Genomic DNA, 22,202 nt, shown 5'->3' with positions numbered 1-22,202 from the left:
AACCTTTTATTTTAGTGAATGATTTTACTTCCTTTTGCATTCTCAACAAATTTTTCACTTGATTTGTTAATTGGTGTTTTCAGTAATAACGCAGCAACAATCATAACTACTACGAAAGCACTTAACACAAGTAAATCTCGCGTTACGATATCCCAAAGCATTCCGCCAACTGTTTCACGAATTGCGCTAATTGCGTATGTGAATGGTAAGAACGGATAAATCGCTTGGAAGAACGCTGGTGTCATTTGGATTGGGAATGTTCCGCCCGATCCTGCTACTTGTAGTACAAGTAAAATGATCGCCATCGATTTCCCAACGTTTCCGAAAATAGAAACGAGTGAGTATACGATACAAACGAAGACTCCACCAATAAATAAACTAAATAACACAAACCAGAACTTATCGACTACGTACGTACCGAGTAAGAATATATCTCCCATCGATACGATAAACGCTTGTGAAAGACCTATCGTTAAGAATGTTAATAAACGTCCGAAGTAAATTTCATGGCTCTTATAATTCGCGCCCTCTTCGTGTACTTCTACCGTTAATAATGAAACCATTAATAATGCGCCTACCCATAATGCAAGCACTGTATAGAATGGTGACATCGCTGAACCGTAGTTCGGCATCGCAAATAATTTATTTTCTTTTAAATTTACTGGATTCGCAAAGTAATCACTTTGCTTTTCAACATCATTTTTCAATAAGCGTATAATGTCTTTTAAATCCTCTTCAGATTCAAAATCACGAATTTTATCTGCTAATTCTTTAACCTTTTTCTCAGTTTCCGGCATGTCAGCTTTAATATCTGCTAATTTCTTTCTACCGTCTACTAAGCCTTTTGATGAATCTTCTAGTAATTTTTTAACATCTGGAAGCTTTTTGTCTGCATCATTTAAAATTTGAGTTGTATTTTTCGACATCTCTTTTGTACGAGCAATTGCTGTATTGAAATTAGGTACAATTTCTGAATCATACGTCGATAATACATCTGTTAATTGAGCTGATCCGCTCTTCGCAGCGTTGTTAATACTTTCAATTACATCTTTTGTAGGTTTCTGTCCATTGTTAAGAAGTGTAATTCCCTTATTCGTTGCATCTACACCTTTTTGCAGACTACTTTTCGCTTTATTTAATTTTGCAATTCCATTATTAAGATTTTTATCACTATTTACATCAGCTAAAACCTTATTTGTACTTTCTAGAACTGGAATCATATCATCGATTAAACCGATTCCAGCTTGGAATTGACCATTTAAACTTTTTAAGGCTTCCTTCGAACCTTCTAAACCATTAACACCTCTATTTTGTACATCCTCTAATGCTTTTTGTACACTAGATTTAGTACTTTCAAGACTATTCTTTGCTTTCTCATAATCCGCTTTTGCATTATCATATATTTCATTTGCATCTGCTTTAGCTTGATCTACTGTGCTAACTGCTTTTTTATAATCTGCTACAAATGTTTCATTGTAATCTTTTTCCGCTTGATCAATTAATGCATTTGCTGCATCTAACTTTTGATTTGCTACATCTGTTACATCTTTCTTTACTTCTTGTCCTGTACCGATAACACTTACAATATCTTTAATGCCGTTATTTGCATTTTCCATACTACCTTTAAGCTTGGTTAAGCGATCCACTCGCCCTTGGAAGAAGCTTTTTCCAAAATCAGTCGTGGCTGAGTTTTGAAGTTCAGTAAATATATTAATAAGATATGAAATATTTTCTGTACGAGCTTGCAGTTGATCTGATACTGCATTTAAATCTTTCTTTGCTTGCTCTGGATCAAATTGTCCATTTTGCAATCCATTTACAACACTTTTCCCATAAGCTGTTCCTGCACGTGATGAGCTTAAAACATTATTTACTGTTTGATTAATATTTTGTGCTATCCCCTTGTAACCATCACTATTCAACTTAGAAAGGTCTGGTCTTGCAGGGAATTCAGGTAGTCCATTCATTCCAGAGAAATCAGGGATGTTTAAATCAACACCTGGATTCATTAAAAAGTCGGTAAATGCAGCTGCACTATCCATAACACTTTGTGCTACTACTAAATCATTTCTTATCGTCCCTGGAGCATTTTTTAATGTTTGATCTTGTCTTGCAAAGAACTTATCTAAATTCGCCAATGCTTCCTGCCCATCATTTATGACACTCTCTACAACAGGTAAATCTTTTTGCGCCACTTTCACAATATCCTCTGCTCGAGTCGCATCATCTAACGCCTTATCCATCAATGTATTCATTTCTGGGAACTGCGCTTCTAACTTAAAGACAAGATCTTTTACTTTCTCGATACTTGGTAAGTTTGTTTCTAAATCGATTCCAAGGTCATTGAAGATTTTAAAAATCTCACCGTTCGCTGTTTTAACGAAGTTTTTACTAATTTCTTCCGTAATACCTGATGCACCTTTTGCTGTAATTTTCGGTGCAATCGCATTTACCTTTTCATTTACATAGTAATCAAGTTCTGGTTTCTGTGGATTTTCATCCAGAACAGTTGCAATTTTTTCAGAGAAATCTTTTGGAATCGTAATACTTGCATAATAATCTCCACGCTCAACTCCGTAAATTGCTTGTTTTTCATCTACAAATTTCCAGCCAAGATTTTTGTTTTTCTTAAGGGAGTCTACAATCTCTTTCCCGATATTAATATCTTTCCCTCTTAAATTAGAACCTGCATCTTGGTTAGAAACTGCAATGGGAACCTCTTTTGTATTTCCATATGGATCCCAAGAAGCTTTAATGTTAAACCATGCATATAACGATGGTAAAATCATTAATCCTAAAACAATAACAATTGCAGCCCAATGTTTGGCTACATTCCGTAAATCTGTCTTATAAATACGCCAAATCTGTTTCATAGAAGTTATCACCTAATTATATATTTTTCCTTCTTTAGAAAATGATACATACATTTTGCAATTATATCACTTTCTACATCGTGTATTAACCAAAAACGTACTATTTTTTCCCATTAACTTTCACTTACTTCATTATATAACGAAGTGAGTCAAAGTATGAATACAAAATGACCAAATCGGTTTTACATTCAATAATAACAAATATATATGAAATGTCATAAAAAATACAAGTATTTTCTCTTGGAAATACTTGTATTCCTAAAAAAAATCCTCACAGCTTTTATTCTCTGTGAGGATTTCTTCTATTATATATCCAATTGAACCTCTACACCGAAATGATCTGAAATTACATTTCTGTTTGTACCATTAAAAATAACTTTTGAAGAATGAACTTTTTTACTTTGGTTACACAATATTAGATCGATTCGCAAATTATGTTTATTTTCATCCCAACCAGCAATCTCACCTTGGACAGTCGTTCCTTCATCCTTCTCTATTGCTAATTCATATGTGTCATACAACCCTTTTTGCATCATATACTCATAACCTTCGCCTTTCAATCGAGCATTGTTATTAAAATCCCCCATTAAGAAGGCGAGCTTATTGCTATCTACACGCTCCATCAAACGATCGACTTGACCTTTGAATGACTCTTCTTCATCATTCCACCAACCGAGATGACAAGAGTAAAACGTTATATCCTTACCATTATAAGCAATTGTTGTACTTACAATTTTACGCGTTTTCCAATACGTTGTATCCTCGTTTTCTGAAATGAAGAACGTATCTTCTTTTATAATATTATGCTTCGTTATAATCGCTAATCCTTCTTCGTACACGTCATAACCAATATGAGAGAAATCCCAAGTAATATTGTAATCTTTTACATGTAGCGCTTTTAACTCTTCTAATAGTAAAAGTCCAAAATTATCTTTTTTCTTGTTACCGCATACATTTTCAGCTTGTATGGACTGACTTACTTCTTGCAATGCGATGACATCGTACTCTTCTTCTTGAATTACTTTAGCAAGGTATTGTATCTTTTCTATTTGATTCTCTTCTTGCCAAGAATGACAGTTTAAAGTTAGCAATTTCATATTATTACGCACCTAACATATCTTGAATGTCTGACTTTAATACGTCAGCTTTCGGACCATATACCGCTTGTACACCTTTGTCTTTTACAATAAGCCCTAAAGCACCATTTTGTTTCCACTGTGCTTCTGGTGCAACAACATCTAAATCTTTTACTGTTACACGTAAGCGCGTCATACAAGCATCTACGTCAGCAATATTTTCTTTTCCACCTAATAAATCGATAACTTTTGTTGCTAATGAACCGTCTTGTACATTTCCTGTTCCTTCTGATGCCTCATCTTCATTATCAATATAGTTACCTGCACGCCCTGGTGTTGGTAAATTGAATTTTTTAATTAAGAAATTAAATAGTGTAAAGTTAAGACCGAAGAACACTAATGAAACAATAACAAAGTTGATTAAGTCTCTTGTTAAACCTGCGTTAACCATCATTGGCGTACGAGTAATTAACTCAATAAATCCAAATGCATGAACACGTAAGTTAATTAAATCAGCTAGCGCGAATGCAAGTCCTGTTGTAATAGCATATACAACATATAATACTGGAGCAATAAACATGAACATGAATTCAATTGGTTCTGTTACACCTGTTAAGAATACTGCTAATGCTGCTGATAAAAACATTGGTTTATATTTTGCACGCTTTTCTTTATCAACGTTACGGAACATCGCAAATGCAATCCCCATTAACGCTGCTGTTGAGCCGATAACTTGTCCAGCTTTGAAACGAGCTGGTACAACGTTATTTAATAAATCGTTATATGCCTTCGTATCTCCATTTGCTAATAAATTATTTAAATCTGTAATCCATGCAAGCCATAATGGATCTTGTCCTGCTACAACTTGTCCAACTTTTGAACCAGTTAGCATCGTATATGTTCCGCCTAGCTCTGTATAGTTCATCGGAATCGTTAACATATGGTGTAAACCAAATGGTAATAATAAACGCTCTAACGTTCCATATACAAACGGTGCAACAACTGGTGCACTATCTTTTGAAGCTGCAATCCAGCGACCAAATTCATTTAACCCACTTTGGATGAATGGCCATAGAAGTGATAATACAATCGCAGTAACTGTAGACCAAAGAATTACAACGAATGGTACAAATCGTTTTCCATTAAAGAATGCTAATGCCTGTGGCAGTTTATTATAGTTATAATATTTGTTATATAAAGTAGCTCCTAAGAAACCTGTGATAATCCCTACGAACACTCCCATGTTTAATGCAGGTGCACCAAGTACAGAAGTAAAGTAATCTTTTACAATTAAATCTCCCGCTATTACTGAAGAAACTTTCGCTTTTGAATCCGCTAACATTTCAGCGTTTACCCCAAATATAGCTCCTGTAATTCGGTTTGTTAAGACGAATGCTAATAGCGCTGCAAATGCACCACCCGCGCGATCTTTCGCCCAAGATCCCCCAATTGCTACTGCGAATAAGATGTGTAGATTTGTAATGATTGCCCAACCGATGTCTTCCATTACGCGAGCGATTGTATGAACTGCGTTAACATCCCCAGCAGACATACCAATTAACTTACCGATGGAAATCATTAAACCAGCTGCTGGCATTACGGCTACAACAACTAATAACGCTTTCCCGAACTTTTGCCAAAAATCAAAAGACGTAATTTTCATCTGTTCTTCCTCCCCTTTATTTATAAAAACATAATGATTTAAATTATAATTTCTGTTCCCTTTATGAAAACGATTCCTTATGTTACTTTATTTTTATCTTTACGCAACCGTTTTCATAGATCTATTTTAATAAAAGCGTTTTCACTTTGCAATAGAAATTTATTTTTTTTCATAAAAAAAGATGCTCAAAGAGCATCCTTTTTTATTATGAAATGCGATAAACCCTTGTTTCATAAGGCTTTAAAGCAATTGTTGTTACTTCTTCATGTTCCGCAACTTCATAGTTATTTAAAAGCAAACGTTTGCGTTCTAGTGCAAATGAACCCTCATTATACACAGCTTCCTCTTTTGAGATATTACTAATTACAATGACTTTTTCATCCTGTAACGTACGTGTATATGCATAAATTTGTGGATCGTCTTCTAAAAGTAAATCATACGTACCATAGTTCAGTACATCGTGCTCTTTTTTCAGGGCAATCATTTTCTTATAGAAATTAAAAATAGACTTTTCTTCATTTTTTTGCTTTTCAACATTAATTTCTTTGTAATTTGGATTCATGCTAAACCAAGGTGTACTTGTTGTGAAACCAGCATTCATCTCATCATTCCACTGCATAGGTGTACGTGAATTATCGCGGCAAGAAGCCCATATAATCTCCATCATATCTTGATGTGGTACGCCCTCTGCAATTTTCTCGCGATATAAATTTTTAATTGCTACATCATCGTAATCTTCAATATTTGGTAACTGAACATTTGTCATACCAATTTCTTGGCCTTGATAAATAAAAGGTGTACCGTGCATAAAGAAATACATCGCCCCTAGAGCTGTTGCACTTTCACGCCAATATTGTTTATCATCTCCCCATGTTGAAACGATACGTGGTTTATCGTGATTCTCAATATATAAAGCGTTCCATCCTTTATTTTCTAATCCTTTTTGCCATTTCGTTAATACTTTTTTCAATCCTACAACATCAAGGTCTTTCTTCTTCTCTGCATCCCATAAACTTAAATGTTCAAATTGGAATACCATATTGAACTTACCTTGCTCTTCTCCAACCCAAAGCTCAGCATCTTCAATCTTAACACCATTTGCTTCACCAACAGTCATAATATCGTACTTAGAGAATGTATTTTCTTTTAGCTCTTCTAATAAAGGTTGAATACCTTTCACATTCATATGTTTATCAAAAGATGGCACATATTTTAACCCTTTTGGATTTGGCATATCCTTGAGGCCTTCTTCTTTTTTAATATGACTGATCGCATCAACGCGGAAACCATCAATACCTTTATCAAGCCACCAATTAACCGTATCGTATAGTACTTCGCGAACTTCTTTATTCTCCCAGTTTAAATCTGGTTGTTTACGTGAGAATAAATGTAAATAATATTGTTCTGTTTCTTCATCATATTCCCATGCCGAACCATTAAAAATACTTTCCCAGTTGTTTGGCTCCGCACCATCTTTACCATCATGCCAAATATACCAATCACGCTTCGGATTATCTTTAGATGAACGTGATTCAATAAACCATGGATGTTCATCACTCGTATGATTAATAACTAAATCAATAATAAGCTTCATATCACGCTTATGAACTTCATCTAGTAAAGCATCAAAGTCTGCCATTGTACCAAACTCATCCATAATATCTTGATAATCACTAATATCATAACCATTATCATCATTAGGCGACTTATACATTGGACAAATCCAAATTACATCTATACCTAAATCTTTTAAATAATCCAGTTTTGCAATAATACCTTGTAAATCTCCAATACCATCACCATTTGAATCCATAAAGCTTCGTGGATAAATTTGATAAGCAACCGCTTCTTTCCACCATGTCTTATTCATAGTCATTCTCTCCTTTTGCATCCCATCGGAAATTTTATGCAAACGTTTTCGTAACACTATCATAACAAAATATGAATAGTTTGCAACTGTTTTCATTGAACTCTATGTAGATTCTTTATTCTTATGCTTTATTTATTTCTCACAAAGGTAAATCTCATTCTTCACCTCTCCTTGTCCACGCGTATTACAGACATTTTTCATATATTAATAAAAAACTCTGATTATTTTAGAAAGGAGTAATAAATTGAAGCAAACAAAATTAACAGGTCGTATCGTTGTTCCCACAGATCCTGACTACGACGTAGCCCGAATGAATTTAAATTTAAGTATTCCAAAACTCCCTTGTATTATTGTTTTTTGTCAAAATAACAAGGATGTCTGTAACGCCTTAAAATGGGCAGGTGAACGTCATATACCATTTCGGTTAAGAAGTGGACGTCATAGCTATGAAAATTTTTCTCTTTTAAATAGAGGACTTATTATTGATGTGAGTGAAATGCATCGCATTACTGTTAATACAGAGAAATTAACAGCAACAATTGAGGCTGGTGCAAATCTTGGCACTGTTTATAAAGAACTTTGGAATTACGGTGTTACAATTCCTGCTGGTACAAGTGCAAGCGTTGGAATTGTTGGATTAGCACTTGGTGGTGGTATTGGTATGCTTTCGCGCTTATATGGATTAACATGTGATCAATTAATGGAAGTGGAAATGGTACAAGCATGTGGAAAATTTGGTGCAAAACTCATTCGTGCAAATGAACAAGAGAACTCTAACCTTTTTTGGGCATGCCGTGGTGGCGGTGGTGGAAACTTCGGAATTGTCACTTCATTAACTTTTCGAGTCCACCCGATAAAAAATGTATCAATTTTTTCAATTACATGGGAATGGGAAGACTTTATTGCTGCATTTCAAGCGTGGCAAAACTGGGCACCTTATATAGATGAACGTCTCACTTCATCGATCGAATTATTCGCCAAGCAACGAAATAAAATCGAAGCACAAGGCGAGTTTATCGGTTCTCCCTCTGAACTCCATTCCCTATTATCCCCTCTTCTTGAAACTGGTAGCCCCTCTCTCTTTATAGAAGAAGTTCCTTATATAAAGGCTGTTGAATTTTTTAATGGAGGTAACATCCCTGAAAATTTCAAGCGCTCTGGTTCCTATGTCTATACACCTATTCCCCTTAAAGGCATTCAAATCATGCAATCCTTTCTTTCTCATGCACCAAATAAAGATGCTAGTATTTGGCATCAATCGCTCATAGGTGCTGTTGAAAATATTTCGCCGAATGAAACGGCTTATTTTCATCGTAAAGCAATTATTGCTCAAGAATACATTACCTCTTGGAAATGCGATGATGAAGAAAATCGAAATATACGCTGGGTTAAAGGTTTACGAGAAAGCTTAGATCCTTATACACTAGGTGACTATGTGAACTGGCCCGATATCGACATTAAAAATTGGCAAACTAGTTATTATGGCTCTAACTTTCACAGATTACGTAAAGTAAAAACCATGTATGATCCTTGTGATGTTTTTCATTTCCAACAAAGTATTCCTCCTTTTCATACGTGAAAAAAGGGGATAACATAAAAAAATCATCCAATATACCGTTACCTCGCAGTATGTTGGATGATTCAAGTTGATTTTCTATATCGTTTCAAATTCTTGCTCCTACTCATAAACTTTTACTTACAGATTAATTGTATTTCGTATCATTTTCATGCAATGAATGTAATTTAATATTTGGTACTTTATCTTTTTCAATACCTCTATTATAAGAAACAGGAACTTGAAATTCAAATTGCTTTGTCTCATGTTTTTGTAAATAGACTGGTTTCGGTACTGGATAGCTTTTTGAATTCTCGTTTGCATTATCATATAAAACAACTTTTAATGCTTGTGAATGATTACGATAATTTTTTAAAGTAACAATGCACTTCGGTTGGATATTCTCTCCATTTTTCTCCATTCTACACTGGCTATCTTCTTTTTTATATTCTATTGCTTCTACCCCTGTTTTTCCTGCATAATACCATGTTTTATTCAATGTCTGGAGGATTGTATTTAAAATAAACGGCATCATTACAATCAAAATACTAGTACCTACTACTTTTATCTTATTCATTTTTCTAAATGTACTAGACTCCTTTTTTCCTAGCCATTTTAAAAATAATATAAATGCAATTACATGTAGTATGAAAGAAACAATCAATATATTTGAGAATTTATAATCCATATAAACATACGTATGTATCGGAATCTTATAGACATTGAATAGTTTTTCCCCAATTAATTCATTATCATTTGGAATTTTTAATAATAACAAAACCCCTATACTGTAACAAATAGCTACTAATCGATCATACTCAATACGAATCATTCTTTCTCCCCTTCACTTTGTATTTTATTATCGATTTTAGCTATTATTACCATACTATACAATCTTTTTATAGAGGATAACGTAAAAAAGTTCCTTATAAATATATAAAGAACCTTATTAATATACAATATGAATTAAAAAATCAATATACAATTTTCACATAGAGATTTCTTCAAAATATGTTGGATCATGTATTGTAATTTTTTTATCTAAAATTGTAACAATGCTATCATTTTTTAATTGTTTTAATACGCTGCTAACTGTCTCTCGAGATGTTCCAGATATTTTGGATATTTCAATTGTTGTAAGTGGACATGAAATTACAATCTTTTCTCCACTCTGTTCTCCTAAATCCTGCATTAAATAATTTAACGTTTGGATAACACGATCTTGTGCATTAGGAATTGTAATATTTTGCACTCGATTTTCGTTCAATTTTAATATAGATGATAATTGCTGAACAACGTACATCAATTGTGTTCTGCTGGACTTTACCATATCTTCAAAGATTACCGTTGGAATATAATATACCTCCACATCCGTCATTGCTTCTGCTGTATAGTTATATCCTCTGTCTGTAAACATACCACCATAAGGAAAAATAGAATACCGCTTTACATAGTCATCGTATAATAAGTTCCCATTTTGATTAACCCGCTCTAACTTTACAAAACCATCTAACATGAAGTAAATTCTTTCCCTTGAATCCCCTTCTAAAAATAAAAATTGACCTTTTTTATAAGTTCGCCAATAAACAAACTCTGTTAAGCCTTTCAATTTTTTTTCTGTTAAATGAGCAAATAATTCGAACTGCTTTAAGTCTTTCACTACGTTCCGTCTATTCATAAAATTCCCTCTCTCTTGCTGTATGTTGGAGCGAAAAATCAAGAAAGCGTATTCAATTTGAATTTTATCATAATTAACTTGTATATTCAGATTTCATCATGAAAACTTTATGAACAATGAGTACAAAAAATATTAATAAATAAAAAGAATGAAGTTATTAACCTCATTCTTTTTTTACTACTAAGTAGCGTACATAATAATTTAAACATACATGCATACATTCTGTTTTGAAATAATAGTACCGGCTTTTTCTTCTAGTGCTTCATATACTTTTTCTAAAGACGTAATAATCGTTTTTCTTTTTGGATTTGTATTAACAAAATTAATAGCAGCTTCGATTTTTGGAAGCATGCTTCCCGCAGCAAATTGTTGTTCTTCAATATATTCTTCTAATTGATTCACTGTGACATGCTCTAATTTTTTTTGATTCGGTTGATTATAATTTACATACACATAATCAACTGCAGTTAAAATAACGAGCGTATCGGCATCTACTAATTCTGCTAATTTCTGCGCAGCGAAATCTTTATCGATAACCGCTTCAGTTCCTTTTAATCCTTCTTCAGAATCAATTACTGGAATTCCACCTCCGCCCACAGCTATCACTATGTTTCCATCTTCGACCAAAGAATTAATCACTTTATGTTCATGAATACTTACAGGCTTCGGTGATGGAACAACACGTCTCCATCCTCTACCAGCATCTTCTTTAAACACTGCTTTTGTTTCATCCATTAATTTTCTGGCCTCTTCTTCTGTATAAAAAGGACCAATTGGTTTAGTTGGATTTTTAAATGCCTCATCTTTTTTATCCACAACAACACGTGTTATAACCGTTGCTACATCTTTGTTTATATTCCGTTTTTTCAATGCCTTTTCAATTGCATTTTCCATCCAATATCCAATCATCCCTTGGCTCATTGCCCCACAAGTATCTAATGGCATTGCAGGTGTCTTTTCCGTTTCTGCAGCTTTTTGCTGTAATAAAATATTCCCCACTTGTGGGCCATTTCCATGCGCAATTACTATATCCACATCATTTTCCATTATTTTCACAAGTTGTTCTGCCGTTTTTTCCAACGCTTCTTGCTGCGCTCCCGCAGTAGCTTCTCCAGACTGTATCGCATTTCCCCCTAGTGCAACTACAATTTTTCTTCGTGCCATATTCCAGCCCTCCAGTTGATTTCGCTTTCACAGCGCTTTATAAAGTAATACTGCCTGTAATTAATCCATAAATCGCAAAGAATGCTAAAGCACCAATTGCTACGGATGATGCTAATTCCACTCGAGTAAATATTTGCTTCGAACTCTTTTGCTTTTGAACATTGTAAAAAATAAAAATACCTGGCGCATATAAAGTCATTGTTAATAATAAATACTCTAAACCGGCTGCATAAACTAACCACACGCCATAAATACTTGCGATCAAGCCAATTATTATATTTTTATTTCGATCTGCTTCTTCAGACTTTAAGCTATGCTTCAGTTGATAAAATGCTGAAAAAGCATATGGGATTAAAATAGCTGAAGATGCTAAAGAGAATGCAAAGTTATACGCCTGATCAGAAACGACGAATGTTAACAAGAATATTTGTATTAAACCATTTGTTATCCATAATGAATTTACTGGAGCCTTATTTTTATTTTCTTTTGCGAACCATTTTGGAAATACTCCATCTTTAGCCGCTAAATATGGAATTTCAGAAGCGAGCAAAGTCCAACCTAACCAAGCACCTAATACAGAGATGACTAAACCTAAATTAATAAAGATAGCACCCCATTTTCCAACAACACTTTCAAATAAATAAGCCATAGCCGGATTTTTCACACCTGCAATGTCTGCTTGCTGCATAAGTCCAAGAGACAATAATGTGATTAAAATGTAAATGATGAGTGTACCAATTAAGCCAATAACGGTTGCTTTCCCTACATCACTTCTATTTTTTGCTCGACTGGATAAAACAACAGCCCCTTCTACCCCAATAAATACCCATAAAGTTACAAGCATTGTACTTTTAACTTGGCTGCCAACTGCTCCCCATGAAAAAGAACCAGTTTGCCCCCAAAATCCATCTAAGAACGTATCAATATGAAACGCAAAGATTCCTATGACAATAAATACAAATACAGGTACTAATTTTGCGATTGTAGTTACTAAATTCACAAGGGCTGCTGATTGAACTCCACGTAAAATTAACATGTGAACACACCATAATAATACGCTTGCACCAATAATGGATTCTACATTTTGACCGCCTTCAAAGATCGGGAAGAAATATCCTAATGAAGAAAACAATAATGTACCGTAAGCTACATTCCCAAGCCAAGCAGATAGCCAGTATCCCCACGCACTATTAAACCCCATAAAATTACCAAACCCTGCTTTTGCATAGCTAAAAATACCACCATCTAAATCTGGCCGTTTTACAGTTAGATTTTGAAAAGATAATCCAAGTGCAATCATCCCAATTCCTGTTATAACCCAGCCAATAATAATGGCTCCAGCACCAGCACCTTTTGCCATATCACTCGCTAAATTAAAGGCTCCACCGCCAATCATAGACCCAACTACAAGAGCCGTTAGTGTAAACAACCCTAATTTCTTATCTTCACCCATTCCACTCACCTCTCTTTAATTGCAATAACAATACAAAAGCAATAGTGAATGATCGTGTCTAAAGGAGGAGAAAGAAGAAAGGAAGACTCCCTTTCTTCTTTACTCCATGTTTCCTAAAGTAGCTGCCATAACCGCTTTAATTGTATGCATTCTATTTTCAGCTTGATCAAATACTTTTGAATGTTTACTGCGGAATACTTCGTCAGTTACCTCCATTTCTTTCAACCCATATTTCTCATAAACTTCTTCGCCATACATCGTTTCAACATCATGAAATGCAGGTAAACAATGTAAGAAAATCACGTTTTCATTCCCTGTTGCTTTAATCATTTTCATATTTACTTGATAAGGTTTCAATAACTCGACACGTTCAGCAAATTTTTCTTCTTCCCCCATAGACACCCATACATCTGTATAAATTACATCTGCATTCGCAACAGCTTCTTCCACATTACTTGTTATCATTACTTGTTCATTATATTTTTTTGCTAAATCAATTACTTCTTGTGCAGGCCATAAAGATTTCGGTGTACAAATACGTACATCCATTCCAACGATTGCTCCACCAACTAGTAAGCTATTAGCAACATTATTTCGCCCATCGCCAACGTAAACGAGCTTCACATTTTTCAATTTCCCTATATGTTCTCTAATTGTTAATAAATCTGCTAGTGTTTGTGTTGGATGCCACATATCTGTTAATCCATTCCAAACTGGCACACCAGAATTTTGTGCTAAAGATTCTACAGTTTCATGATTAAATCCACGAAACTCAATTCCGTCAAACATACGCCCTAACACTTTTGCTGTATCCTCTACAGATTCTTTTTTCCCAAGTTGAATATCACCTTTCCCTAAATATTCAGGATTTGCCCCTAAATCTGTACATGCTACTGTAAATGCACAACGCGTACGAGTAGAAGTTTTTTCAAATAAGAGCGCTACATTTTTACCTTCTAAATAATGATGCGGGATACCGTTTTTCTTTTTCTCTTTTAATTCTGCTGCCAAATCTAGAAAATATAACAATTCTTCTTGTGTAAAATCTTTTTCTGCTAGAAAGCTTCTTCCTTTTAAATTTGGTCTAGTCATTAACATAATTCATCCCTACTTTCTCCGTTATTTATACTAAATATCTTTACGAATAATTGGCATACTCATGCAACGTGGACCCCCACGACCACGAGATAATTCCGAACTTAGCACCTCAATCACTTCTATACCGTGTTCACGTAATAACGTATTAGATACATAGTTACGATCATATGTAACAACTACACCTGGCGCAATTGCTAATGTGTTCGAGCCATCATTCCATTGTTCACGAGCAGAAGCAATTACATCTCCTCCTCCACATGGAATAAGAACTAATTCACTTAAGCCTAATACCTCTTTTAATGCTTCCATTAAAGAAGTACGATGTGTAATTTTAAGAGTTTCCTCATCTGATCCTTTTTCTAAAATATAAATATTCATATTCCCTTTTGGCCCTTGAATGGCTGGGTGAATTGTAAACTTGTCATAATCAACCATTGTAAATACTGTATCTAAATGCATAAATGCTCGACATTTTGGAATTTCTATTGCTAACACTTTCTTAATTTTATTTTGTCGGCTAAAAAGATTTTTAGCTAAACGTTCAATTGCTTTAGCTGAAGTACGAGCAGATACTCCAATCGCAATTGTTTCTTCATTTAAAATTAGCTCGTCGCCACCTTCAATTGGAAATTTATAATCACGATCTAACCAGATTGGTACATTATGTTTTGCAAATCTTGGATGATATTTAATGATGTACTCCATGAATAATGATTCACGTCTACGCGCTGGTTCTCTCATCTTATTTATCGTTAAGCCATCGCCCACGCTAGCTGCTGGGTCACGAGTAAAATATAAATTAGGCATTGGATCTAAGTAAAACGGATAGTGATCTTCCATTAATTCATATAAATGTGTCTTCTTACTTGTTTCAATTTCGTTTTTCCGTACACCGCCCATAATTTTTTGAATTAATTCTTCATTTGAAAAGGAAAGTAAATATTCTTTTAAAGTTTGATGTGCAACATTTACGTCGGCCTGTCCTTCTTTTAAAATACGATCAACAAATTCTTCTCGAAGTTTTTTATCTACTAACGCCTCAGCGGCTAGTTTTTCTAAATAAAGAACTTCAACACCCCGATTGCGTAACGTTTGTGCAAAATAATCATGCTCTTTTTGAATAATTGGTAAGTATGGAATATCGTCAAATAATAATTGCTGCAAATAATCTGGCGTCAAGTTTTCCACTTCTTTACCCGGTCGTTTTAATAAAACAGTTTGTAATTCCCCAATTTCTGAAGTAACATGTATCGGATGTTTCATTTGTTGTACCTCCTTTTAAATATGTTTGATGTCTTACAAGTACATAATAAATGCTCTGTACTTTCATCTTTGTGAAAGCATCCACATTATCATTGTGAAATATTAAACAAGTTATTTTTTTAAAATCATACGAATATGTATTTTTATAACAAACTATCTTGCTTTCTCAATAAAAAATACATATATTACGCATATATATTGAATATTTAACTTCCGTATTTAAACAAAAATCCTGTTTTTAATTTTATTAAAAACAGGATTTTCGCATCTAAATAATTAAATTTAATCTTTCTTCTATAATCTCCCTATCTGATTTCGACTGTGAAATTATAAGGCATGTATCATTTCCACATATACATCCTATTTTTTCTTTCCAATCTAACTCATCAAATAAAACACCAATAACATGTGCATTACCAGGTAATGTTTTAATAACCATTAATTGATCTACACAATCAATTTTTACAACAACTTCTCGTAATTTTTTCTTTAACTTTATATCAGTTTGTAAATGCTCTTCTGAGAAAACTTTATATATCATTAATCCTTCTTGAGAAGGTACCTTCGTTAAGTTTAACTCACGAATATCGCGAGAAACCGTAGCTTGTGTTACTAATACATCTTTTTTTGCTAACAATTCTACTAATCTTTCTTGCTTATCTATTTCATACTCCTTTACAAATTGTTTAATTAACCGTTGTCTTTTTTCTTTTTTCATAAAAGACACCCCTTTTAATATTATAGCTCGCTATAATTTTCATCCGAAAGGGACAGAAAAGAATGTTGCGGAAACGTTCATAGTTTAACTGTAAATATTAAATCAAGCTAAATAAAAAAGAGAAGAACAATATTCTGTTCTTCCTTTTACATTGAAAATCGTTCAATTGTTTGTTTCAAATCAGTTGCTTGCTTCTCTAAATCCTTTAATAATTGATCGATTACTATCATATTTTTAGATTGTTGTAGCGTCACACGTGCTACTTCTTGCGAACCAGCTGACGTTTCTTCAGCAATTGCTGCTACAGCTTTTGTTTGTGCTCCTGTTTGATGAATGTGGCTCACTTGTTCATTCATATAACTACTAATTTGCTGAGTTGCATCGGCTACTTCCATAACACTTGATGACATTTCTTTTAAAATTAATTCCGTAGCTTCCCCACGTTTCGCCTCTTCTTTAGCTATTTTCACTTGTTCTGTCATTTTCATTGCAACTTGTTGTACTTCATCTTGCATATTCCGTAATAACTGCGATATGTTTCTTGCAGAATGATCACTTTCATCAGCAAGTTTACGTACTTCTTCCGCAACAACCGCAAAGCCTCTTCCATGCTCTCCTGCGCGAGCTGCCTCAATAGAAGCATTTAGTGCTAATAAATTCGTTTGGCTAGCAATCGCACTCACAACAGACACAATATGTTCTACTTGTTTCATTCGTTCTTCTAACTTCTGTACATTTTGCATTGAATCTTCATTTTCTTTTGCCAATGTTTGAATACCTTGAATTAAAGACGTAAAGACACGAGTACTATGCCCTAAAGCTTCAACCATTTCTGAAGACAATGTATCAGACTGCTTCGCTTTTTCTTCTACTTCACTTGCAATAGAAGTCGTTGTATCAACAGCAGAAACAATTGCTTGAATTGATGCCGCTGATTGCTCAGCGCCTGAAGAAATCTCTGCAAGTGTCTCAGATACACCTTGCGCTTGTCTCGTTGCTTCGCCTGTTTGTTTTCTAATCTGCTGTACTTGATTATTTGTATACGAAAATGTTGTATCAATATTTTTTACCATGCCCCTTAAGTTTCCTAACATCATATTAAATGCAACACTTAAAGATTTAATTTCATCATCTGTCTTCGGTAATGGAACATCTTCACGAATATCACCCTCAGCTGCTTTTCTTGCCGCTTCCTCTAACTTGCGAAGCGGTTTAATTAAAAATACGGCTGCTCCATATGCTAAAATTCCAGACCATACTACCCCTAATAACATAACGATAATATTATATACAGTTTGACTTACATAACTTTGAAAATAATCGTATATCACGTAAATAAAAAATATACTTGTTGAATATGTAATGAAAGCTAAAACTGTAGTGAATAGCATAAGTTGTGTACGTAATCCAAAAGAAAATGTTTTTCTTTCTTTTTCCATCTTCCCTTTCCCCCTTTTTATAAGCAATATAAATACTACCTATATATTATTATCCATATTTTCATTATAGAAGGATATAGAGATTTTAAAAATCATTATTTCTTTGAATATCAAATTGCACGAAAAAAATAAAGGATTCTGACAATTTATGACTAATAACAGAAATACAGGGCAACATTTGTAAAATATATTTTTAACTGGGGGTTTTGTATGATTCAAGTTCGAAATCTAGTAAAATCATTCGGTTCACTTGATGTGTTAAAAGGAATTGATTTAGAAGTAAAGGAAAAAGAAGTTGTTGTTTTAATTGGTGCCAGTGGTTCTGGTAAAAGTACATTACTTCGCTGTCTTAACTTTTTAGAAATGTACGATGAAGGCGAAATTCACTTACAAGGTGAGCGAATTGATCCAAAGCATTCAAATTTAAATAAAGTCCGTGAAAATGTCGGTATGGTTTTTCAGCACTTTAACCTCTTTCCTCATATGACCTCACTAGAAAACATCATAGAAGCACCTATTCACGTAAAAAAATTAGAGAAAGCAAATGCACAGGATATTGGAAATCAACTTCTCCAAAAAGTCGGCCTTCAAGATAAAGCGGATGTAACTCCTCATCTTCTTTCAGGTGGTCAAAAACAGCGCATTGCCATTGCACGAGCTCTTGCAATGAGCCCTAAGATTATGCTATTTGATGAGCCTACCTCAGCTTTAGACCCTGAACTTGTTGGAGAAGTATTGCAAGTTATGAAAGAACTTGCTGAAGAAGGGATGACAATGGTTATTGTTACTCATGAAATGAATTTCGCAAAAGATGTAGCTGATCGCGTCATCTTTATGGACGATGGAAAGATTGTAGAAGATGCTCCGCCAGTACAATTCTTTTCAGCTCCATCACATGAACGGGCAAAACAATTTTTACGCAACGTTTTATAATGTAACTTTTGTTTCAAACGAAAAAGAATACATTCATACGGTGCACAACTAATCATCCAAATAAAAAATTTCAATAACATACTAAAAAACCATCCGTATGATCAATATATAGGAGGGGTTTTATGAAAAGAAAACTATTAACCATTGTTGCGAGCATTACACTATGTACATCCTTCATACTAGGAGCTTGTAGCAAAGAAAGCTCTACTACTTCATCAAATAGTGAAAAAGAATTTCGCTATGCGATGAGTGGATTATACAAACCTTTTAACTATAAAGAAAATGACGGCAAACTTGTCGGCTTTGATGTAGAAATCGGTGAAGCTCTTGCTAAAAAGATGAACATGAAGGCTACGCCCGTTACAAACCCATGGGAAACGCTGATTCAAGGTCTTCAAGCGAAGAAATATGATGTAATACTGGGTAGTATGGCAATTACAGAGGAGCGCTTAAAAGCTGTTAGTTTCTCAAATCCGTACTATCGCTCTGGCGCCCAAATTTTTGTGGCTAAAAAGAATACCGCTATCTCTTCTCCAGAAGATTTAAAAGGTAAGAAAATTGGTGTTGTAAAAGCTAGTACCTTTAAAAATCTTGTTGCGAAATATACAGATCAAATCACAGAATATGACAGCGATATTACTGCTCTTATGGACTTAGAGCCTGGGCGTGTTGACGCAGTAATTACGGATCAAATGGTTGGTCTACGTATGATAAAAGAAGGAAAATCGAAGATAAAAGAAGCCGGAAAACCATTAAATCTTGATGAAATGGGAATTGCTATTCACAAAGATGATAAAGAAATGGTTGAGAAAGTAAATAAAGCGTTAGATGAAATCATTAAAGATGGTACGTATGAAAAGATCAGTAAAAAATGGTTCGGGCGTAATATTCTCGGTGAAGAGGAAAAAACGAAGTAAGTTAGCCATTCAAAAGATTCATAAACAATGCCCCACTGATTAAATGTTCATTTTATGTGGGGCATTTCATTCTCTACTAAAATCCATACAATATGAGGTGAAACGCATGTTTGAAATTTTTATCTCTTCCTATCCCACACTCTTAAAGGCTACTATTGTCACATTACAATTAACATTAACTTCCCTAGTACTCGGTTCATTAATTGGATTATTATTCGCTTTCTTTCGAATCTCTAACAATAAAGTTTTAAATAGTATCGCTCATGTCTACATTGCTATTATTCGTGGTACACCTTTAATTGTTCAAATTGCCATTCTCTATTTTGGAATTACATCCGTTGTTGTTTTCACCCCTTTTTGGGCAGGTGCAATCGCTTTAGCAATTCATAACGGAGCATATATTACGGAAATTTTCCGTGGATCTATTCAATCCGTTGACCGGGGACAATTAGAAGCAGCTCGCTCTTTAGGCATGCCTTATCCTTTAGCTATGCGACGAATTATATTACCACAAGCATTTCGTCTGTCTCTTCCTCCTCTAGGAAACCAATTTATTATCGGATTAAAAGATTCTTCACTTGTTGCTTATGTAGGAATGTCCGAATTATGGGGTTCAGGTTTATCAATTGCAGCAGGTAATTTCCAACAATTAGATACTTACATAATCGTTGGTGCATACTATCTCATACTTGTTCTTCTATTTACTTATTTTGTTAATCTTTTAGAAAAACGACTACAACGAAAAGAAACTAACTCCGTCCAAGTCCATAAAAGGAACAAAAAGGAAGTTTCTTTATAAGAAAAAGCAAGCCTGAGATGGCTTGCTTTTTCATTGCAAAAATATATTAATTTTTACTGATTTACTTTTTTAATACTCTTTTCTTCTTCTATATGTTCCTCACGATATGAAATATTATGAGGATCTAGTCCATTTCCTAAAGAACCATAGAAATGCTCTCTATGCGGATCCACTAATTCACTTCCTTGATAATACACACGTGGTGTATTCCATAGCGCTGCCAAAGCTTTTGTCATCGGCATCTCATGATAGCGTTCCGGCCACATTTCTTTAATCTTCTCTTTTACTAACGGATAGTATTTAGAACTCATAGCGGGAAACAGATGATGTTCTGTATGATATGAGAAATTGAAATGTAAAACGTCTACCCAGCGCGGCACTGTTACTGACAAACAGTTTGCTAACGGATCATTTACTGGAACAATTGGATTTAAGCGGTGATTTGTTGCGATATATGCCATTACAATAAAGTTAGCAATTAACAACGGAATGACATATGCAAATAACCATTTTCCAGGTCCCATAATAAACAATAAACTAATCCAAACTGTCCAAGGCAAAAGAAGTTGAAGCCATACAGATTTTTGATTGGATGACTTGAACTCTTTTATAAAATGAAAGAACATTCGAGTCGAATGCAATGTAAATTGAATTGTTAGTGACAGAAAACTAAAGAATGAACGTACATGTAAAGGCATACGATATACCCAACTCAAAAACTTACTCTTCTTAAGTTTCTCAAGTGTCGGCCATGCATCTGGATCATTCTCTTCATGCTGTGTATGAACATGATGCGTTGCATTATGCCACTTTCTCCAAAGCTTTGGCCCTGTTGATAATGGCATAAATGCAATCGCGCCTAAGAAGTCACGAAGCCATGCCTTTCTTACAACAGTTCCATGTAAAATTTCATGCCCTAAAAATCCTAGTGAAGCAAAACATAACCCAAGAACAATCGCAATTCCTAGATTCGCCCACACATTCAATTCAAATACACCAATCGATATTAACCCCGCCAATGCCACAAGCAAATAAGCCAGTCCACCAAATAAACGAGTAGGCACTGGTTTAAATGCTTTTTTCGGCAAATGTGGTGATACACGTGCTGCATACCACCCAAACGTATGAAGCTCCTTCATCCTTTTGCTCCTTTCTTATGCCGCGCCTTGCGCAACTTACATATATCAATTCTTGCTTCCAGATTGATTTTACTAGATGATCCAAAAAGCATCTATTATAAGGAAAATATACTCACTCTATCGTCACTTATTTTTCGCTTTTATTATCAATGAAAAACATTTCTCTTTTTACTCTCTATCAACCTTTCCACATGATGAATCATAACAATAGAATTTCTATATTGTCAACACCTTTTATGACCTAGTAATAAAAGGTGGTTATATTTTTATAATCATACTTTATTTCACTAAAGAAAATGTATAGATTCCATAAGGATTTACCCACTATATATAGACATTTTCTTAAACGCCATAGACTCTATCTCATTCAATAACTCCCTATGTAATCAACAAACAGAATCCCTTGAATTTAGTTTTATATAAATCCTACCACTTCATAATGCCCCATCTAATTAATTATATTAAAATAATTTATAACCTCTTTTAATAAAAATAGACTACTTCTAAAACAACACACATGAATTTCATATAATATGGAAATATTAAAAGGAAAATTGTTCTAAA

General features: G+C 34.2%; 17 protein-coding genes. 4 read left to right on the top strand and 13 right to left on the bottom strand.

From position 1 onward, the window contains the following. Positions 1-11 precede the first annotated feature (11 nt). From V7S45_RS02200 to V7S45_RS02185, 4 genes are all read right to left on the bottom strand, one after another. Positions 12-2,873, bottom strand: a complete 2,862-nt coding sequence (locus V7S45_RS02200) for a YhgE/Pip domain-containing protein (RefSeq protein ID WP_025687828.1) — start codon at positions 2,871-2,873, stop codon at positions 12-14. A 305-nt stretch (positions 2,874-3,178) separates the two neighbouring features. Continuing rightward, positions 3,179-3,970 carry an endonuclease/exonuclease/phosphatase family protein gene (locus V7S45_RS02195; protein WP_000771997.1) on the bottom strand — a complete coding sequence of 264 codons (792 nt, stop codon included), beginning with the start codon at positions 3,968-3,970 and terminating at the stop codon, positions 3,179-3,181. Positions 3,971-3,974: 4 nt separating this feature from the next. After that, positions 3,975-5,612, bottom strand: a complete 1,638-nt coding sequence (locus V7S45_RS02190; protein ID WP_000705560.1) for a PTS transporter subunit IIBC — start codon at positions 5,610-5,612, stop codon at positions 3,975-3,977. Between the two features lie 205 nt (positions 5,613-5,817). After that, positions 5,818-7,482 (bottom strand): alpha-glucosidase, encoded by a 1,665-nt coding sequence (locus V7S45_RS02185; protein WP_001044710.1) that lies wholly within the window; start codon positions 7,480-7,482, stop codon positions 5,818-5,820. Between the two features lie 244 nt (positions 7,483-7,726). Between V7S45_RS02185 and V7S45_RS02180 the strand changes: the two genes are divergently transcribed. Continuing rightward, a complete protein-coding gene (locus V7S45_RS02180; protein WP_025687826.1) occupies positions 7,727-9,061 on the top strand; it encodes an FAD-binding oxidoreductase in 1,335 nt (444 codons plus the stop codon). Between the two features lie 124 nt (positions 9,062-9,185). Here the strand turns inward: V7S45_RS02180 and V7S45_RS02175 are convergent, their stop codons facing one another. From V7S45_RS02175 to V7S45_RS02140, 8 genes are all read right to left on the bottom strand, one after another. Next, positions 9,186-9,869 carry a hypothetical protein gene (locus tag V7S45_RS02175; RefSeq protein ID WP_025687825.1) on the bottom strand — a complete coding sequence of 228 codons (684 nt, stop codon included), beginning with the start codon at positions 9,867-9,869 and terminating at the stop codon, positions 9,186-9,188. Positions 9,870-10,025: 156 nt separating this feature from the next. Continuing rightward, positions 10,026-10,715 (bottom strand): Crp/Fnr family transcriptional regulator, encoded by a 690-nt coding sequence (locus tag V7S45_RS02170; RefSeq protein ID WP_001081905.1) that lies wholly within the window; start codon positions 10,713-10,715, stop codon positions 10,026-10,028. Positions 10,716-10,916: 201 nt separating this feature from the next. After that, positions 10,917-11,879: a carbamate kinase gene (gene arcC, locus V7S45_RS02165; RefSeq protein ID WP_000113951.1), complete on the bottom strand. Its 963-nt coding sequence runs from the start codon at positions 11,877-11,879 to the stop codon at positions 10,917-10,919. A 37-nt stretch (positions 11,880-11,916) separates the two neighbouring features. Then, positions 11,917-13,332 (bottom strand): arginine-ornithine antiporter, encoded by a 1,416-nt coding sequence (gene arcD, locus V7S45_RS02160; protein ID WP_025687824.1) that lies wholly within the window; start codon positions 13,330-13,332, stop codon positions 11,917-11,919. 99 nt (positions 13,333-13,431) lie between these two features. After that, the gene (gene argF, locus V7S45_RS02155; protein WP_025687823.1) at positions 13,432-14,430 is read right to left on the bottom strand and encodes an ornithine carbamoyltransferase; all 999 of its coding nucleotides are present in this window, start codon (positions 14,428-14,430) and stop codon (positions 13,432-13,434) included. Between the two features lie 30 nt (positions 14,431-14,460). Continuing rightward, the gene (gene arcA, locus V7S45_RS02150; protein WP_025687822.1) at positions 14,461-15,693 is read right to left on the bottom strand and encodes an arginine deiminase; all 1,233 of its coding nucleotides are present in this window, start codon (positions 15,691-15,693) and stop codon (positions 14,461-14,463) included. Between the two features lie 268 nt (positions 15,694-15,961). Next, positions 15,962-16,411, bottom strand: a complete 450-nt coding sequence (argR, locus tag V7S45_RS02145) for an arginine repressor (RefSeq protein WP_000711826.1) — start codon at positions 16,409-16,411, stop codon at positions 15,962-15,964. A gap of 146 nt (positions 16,412-16,557) precedes the next feature. After that, on the bottom strand, positions 16,558-17,850 hold the full coding sequence (locus V7S45_RS02140) for a methyl-accepting chemotaxis protein (RefSeq protein ID WP_000410233.1): 1,293 nt from the start codon (positions 17,848-17,850) through the stop codon (positions 16,558-16,560). Between the two features lie 210 nt (positions 17,851-18,060). Here V7S45_RS02140 and V7S45_RS02135 point away from each other — a divergent pair, with 210 nt between their 5' ends. The 3 genes from V7S45_RS02135 to V7S45_RS02125 all read left to right on the top strand — a co-directional run bounded on the left by V7S45_RS02135 (position 18,061) and on the right by V7S45_RS02125 (position 20,499). Further along, a complete protein-coding gene (locus V7S45_RS02135) occupies positions 18,061-18,783 on the top strand; it encodes an amino acid ABC transporter ATP-binding protein (protein ID WP_000616927.1) in 723 nt (240 codons plus the stop codon). A gap of 122 nt (positions 18,784-18,905) precedes the next feature. Then, a complete protein-coding gene (locus tag V7S45_RS02130) occupies positions 18,906-19,700 on the top strand; it encodes an ABC transporter substrate-binding protein (protein ID WP_025687821.1) in 795 nt (264 codons plus the stop codon). Positions 19,701-19,743: 43 nt separating this feature from the next. Beyond that, positions 19,744-20,499 carry an amino acid ABC transporter permease gene (locus V7S45_RS02125; protein ID WP_002025246.1) on the top strand — a complete coding sequence of 252 codons (756 nt, stop codon included), beginning with the start codon at positions 19,744-19,746 and terminating at the stop codon, positions 20,497-20,499. Between the two features lie 53 nt (positions 20,500-20,552). Here V7S45_RS02125 and V7S45_RS02120 read toward each other — a convergent pair whose 3' ends face one another. After that, positions 20,553-21,638: an acyl-CoA desaturase gene (locus V7S45_RS02120; RefSeq protein ID WP_000661226.1), complete on the bottom strand. Its 1,086-nt coding sequence runs from the start codon at positions 21,636-21,638 to the stop codon at positions 20,553-20,555. Positions 21,639-22,202: the final 564 nt, after the last annotated feature.

The sequence above is a fragment of the Bacillus sp. BR3(2024) genome (assembly GCF_039134555.1).
Lineage (GTDB): Bacteria > Bacillota > Bacilli > Bacillales > Bacillaceae_G > Bacillus_A > Bacillus_A cereus.
The sequence above is the reverse complement of the archived record's forward strand: the minus strand, read 5'-3'. Positions and strand labels throughout refer to the sequence as shown.

What these genes read in the sequence shown, in the direction of transcription:
- V7S45_RS02200 (WP_025687828.1), bottom strand. Translation starts at nt 2,873, where the DNA reads ATGAAACAGATTTGGCGTATTTATAAGACAGATTTACGGAATGTAGCC.
- V7S45_RS02195 (WP_000771997.1), bottom strand. Translation starts at nt 3,970, where the DNA reads ATGAAATTGCTAACTTTAAACTGTCATTCTTGGCAAGAAGAGAATCAA.
- V7S45_RS02190 (WP_000705560.1), bottom strand. Translation starts at nt 5,612, where the DNA reads ATGAAAATTACGTCTTTTGATTTTTGGCAAAAGTTCGGGAAAGCGTTA.
- V7S45_RS02185 (WP_001044710.1), bottom strand. Translation starts at nt 7,482, where the DNA reads ATGAATAAGACATGGTGGAAAGAAGCGGTTGCTTATCAAATTTATCCA.
- V7S45_RS02175 (WP_025687825.1), bottom strand. Translation starts at nt 9,869, where the DNA reads ATGATTCGTATTGAGTATGATCGATTAGTAGCTATTTGTTACAGTATA.
- V7S45_RS02170 (WP_001081905.1), bottom strand. Translation starts at nt 10,715, where the DNA reads ATGAATAGACGGAACGTAGTGAAAGACTTAAAGCAGTTCGAATTATTT.
- arcC (WP_000113951.1), bottom strand. Translation starts at nt 11,879, where the DNA reads ATGGCACGAAGAAAAATTGTAGTTGCACTAGGGGGAAATGCGATACAG.
- arcD (WP_025687824.1), bottom strand. Translation starts at nt 13,332, where the DNA reads ATGGGTGAAGATAAGAAATTAGGGTTGTTTACACTAACGGCTCTTGTA.
- argF (WP_025687823.1), bottom strand. Translation starts at nt 14,430, where the DNA reads ATGTTAATGACTAGACCAAATTTAAAAGGAAGAAGCTTTCTAGCAGAA.
- arcA (WP_025687822.1), bottom strand. Translation starts at nt 15,693, where the DNA reads ATGAAACATCCGATACATGTTACTTCAGAAATTGGGGAATTACAAACT.
- argR (WP_000711826.1), bottom strand. Translation starts at nt 16,411, where the DNA reads ATGAAAAAAGAAAAAAGACAACGGTTAATTAAACAATTTGTAAAGGAG.
- V7S45_RS02140 (WP_000410233.1), bottom strand. Translation starts at nt 17,850, where the DNA reads ATGGAAAAAGAAAGAAAAACATTTTCTTTTGGATTACGTACACAACTT.
- V7S45_RS02135 (WP_000616927.1), top strand. Translation starts at nt 18,061, where the DNA reads ATGATTCAAGTTCGAAATCTAGTAAAATCATTCGGTTCACTTGATGTG.
- V7S45_RS02130 (WP_025687821.1), top strand. Translation starts at nt 18,906, where the DNA reads ATGAAAAGAAAACTATTAACCATTGTTGCGAGCATTACACTATGTACA.
- V7S45_RS02125 (WP_002025246.1), top strand. Translation starts at nt 19,744, where the DNA reads ATGTTCATTTTATGTGGGGCATTTCATTCTCTACTAAAATCCATACAA.
- V7S45_RS02120 (WP_000661226.1), bottom strand. Translation starts at nt 21,638, where the DNA reads ATGAAGGAGCTTCATACGTTTGGGTGGTATGCAGCACGTGTATCACCA.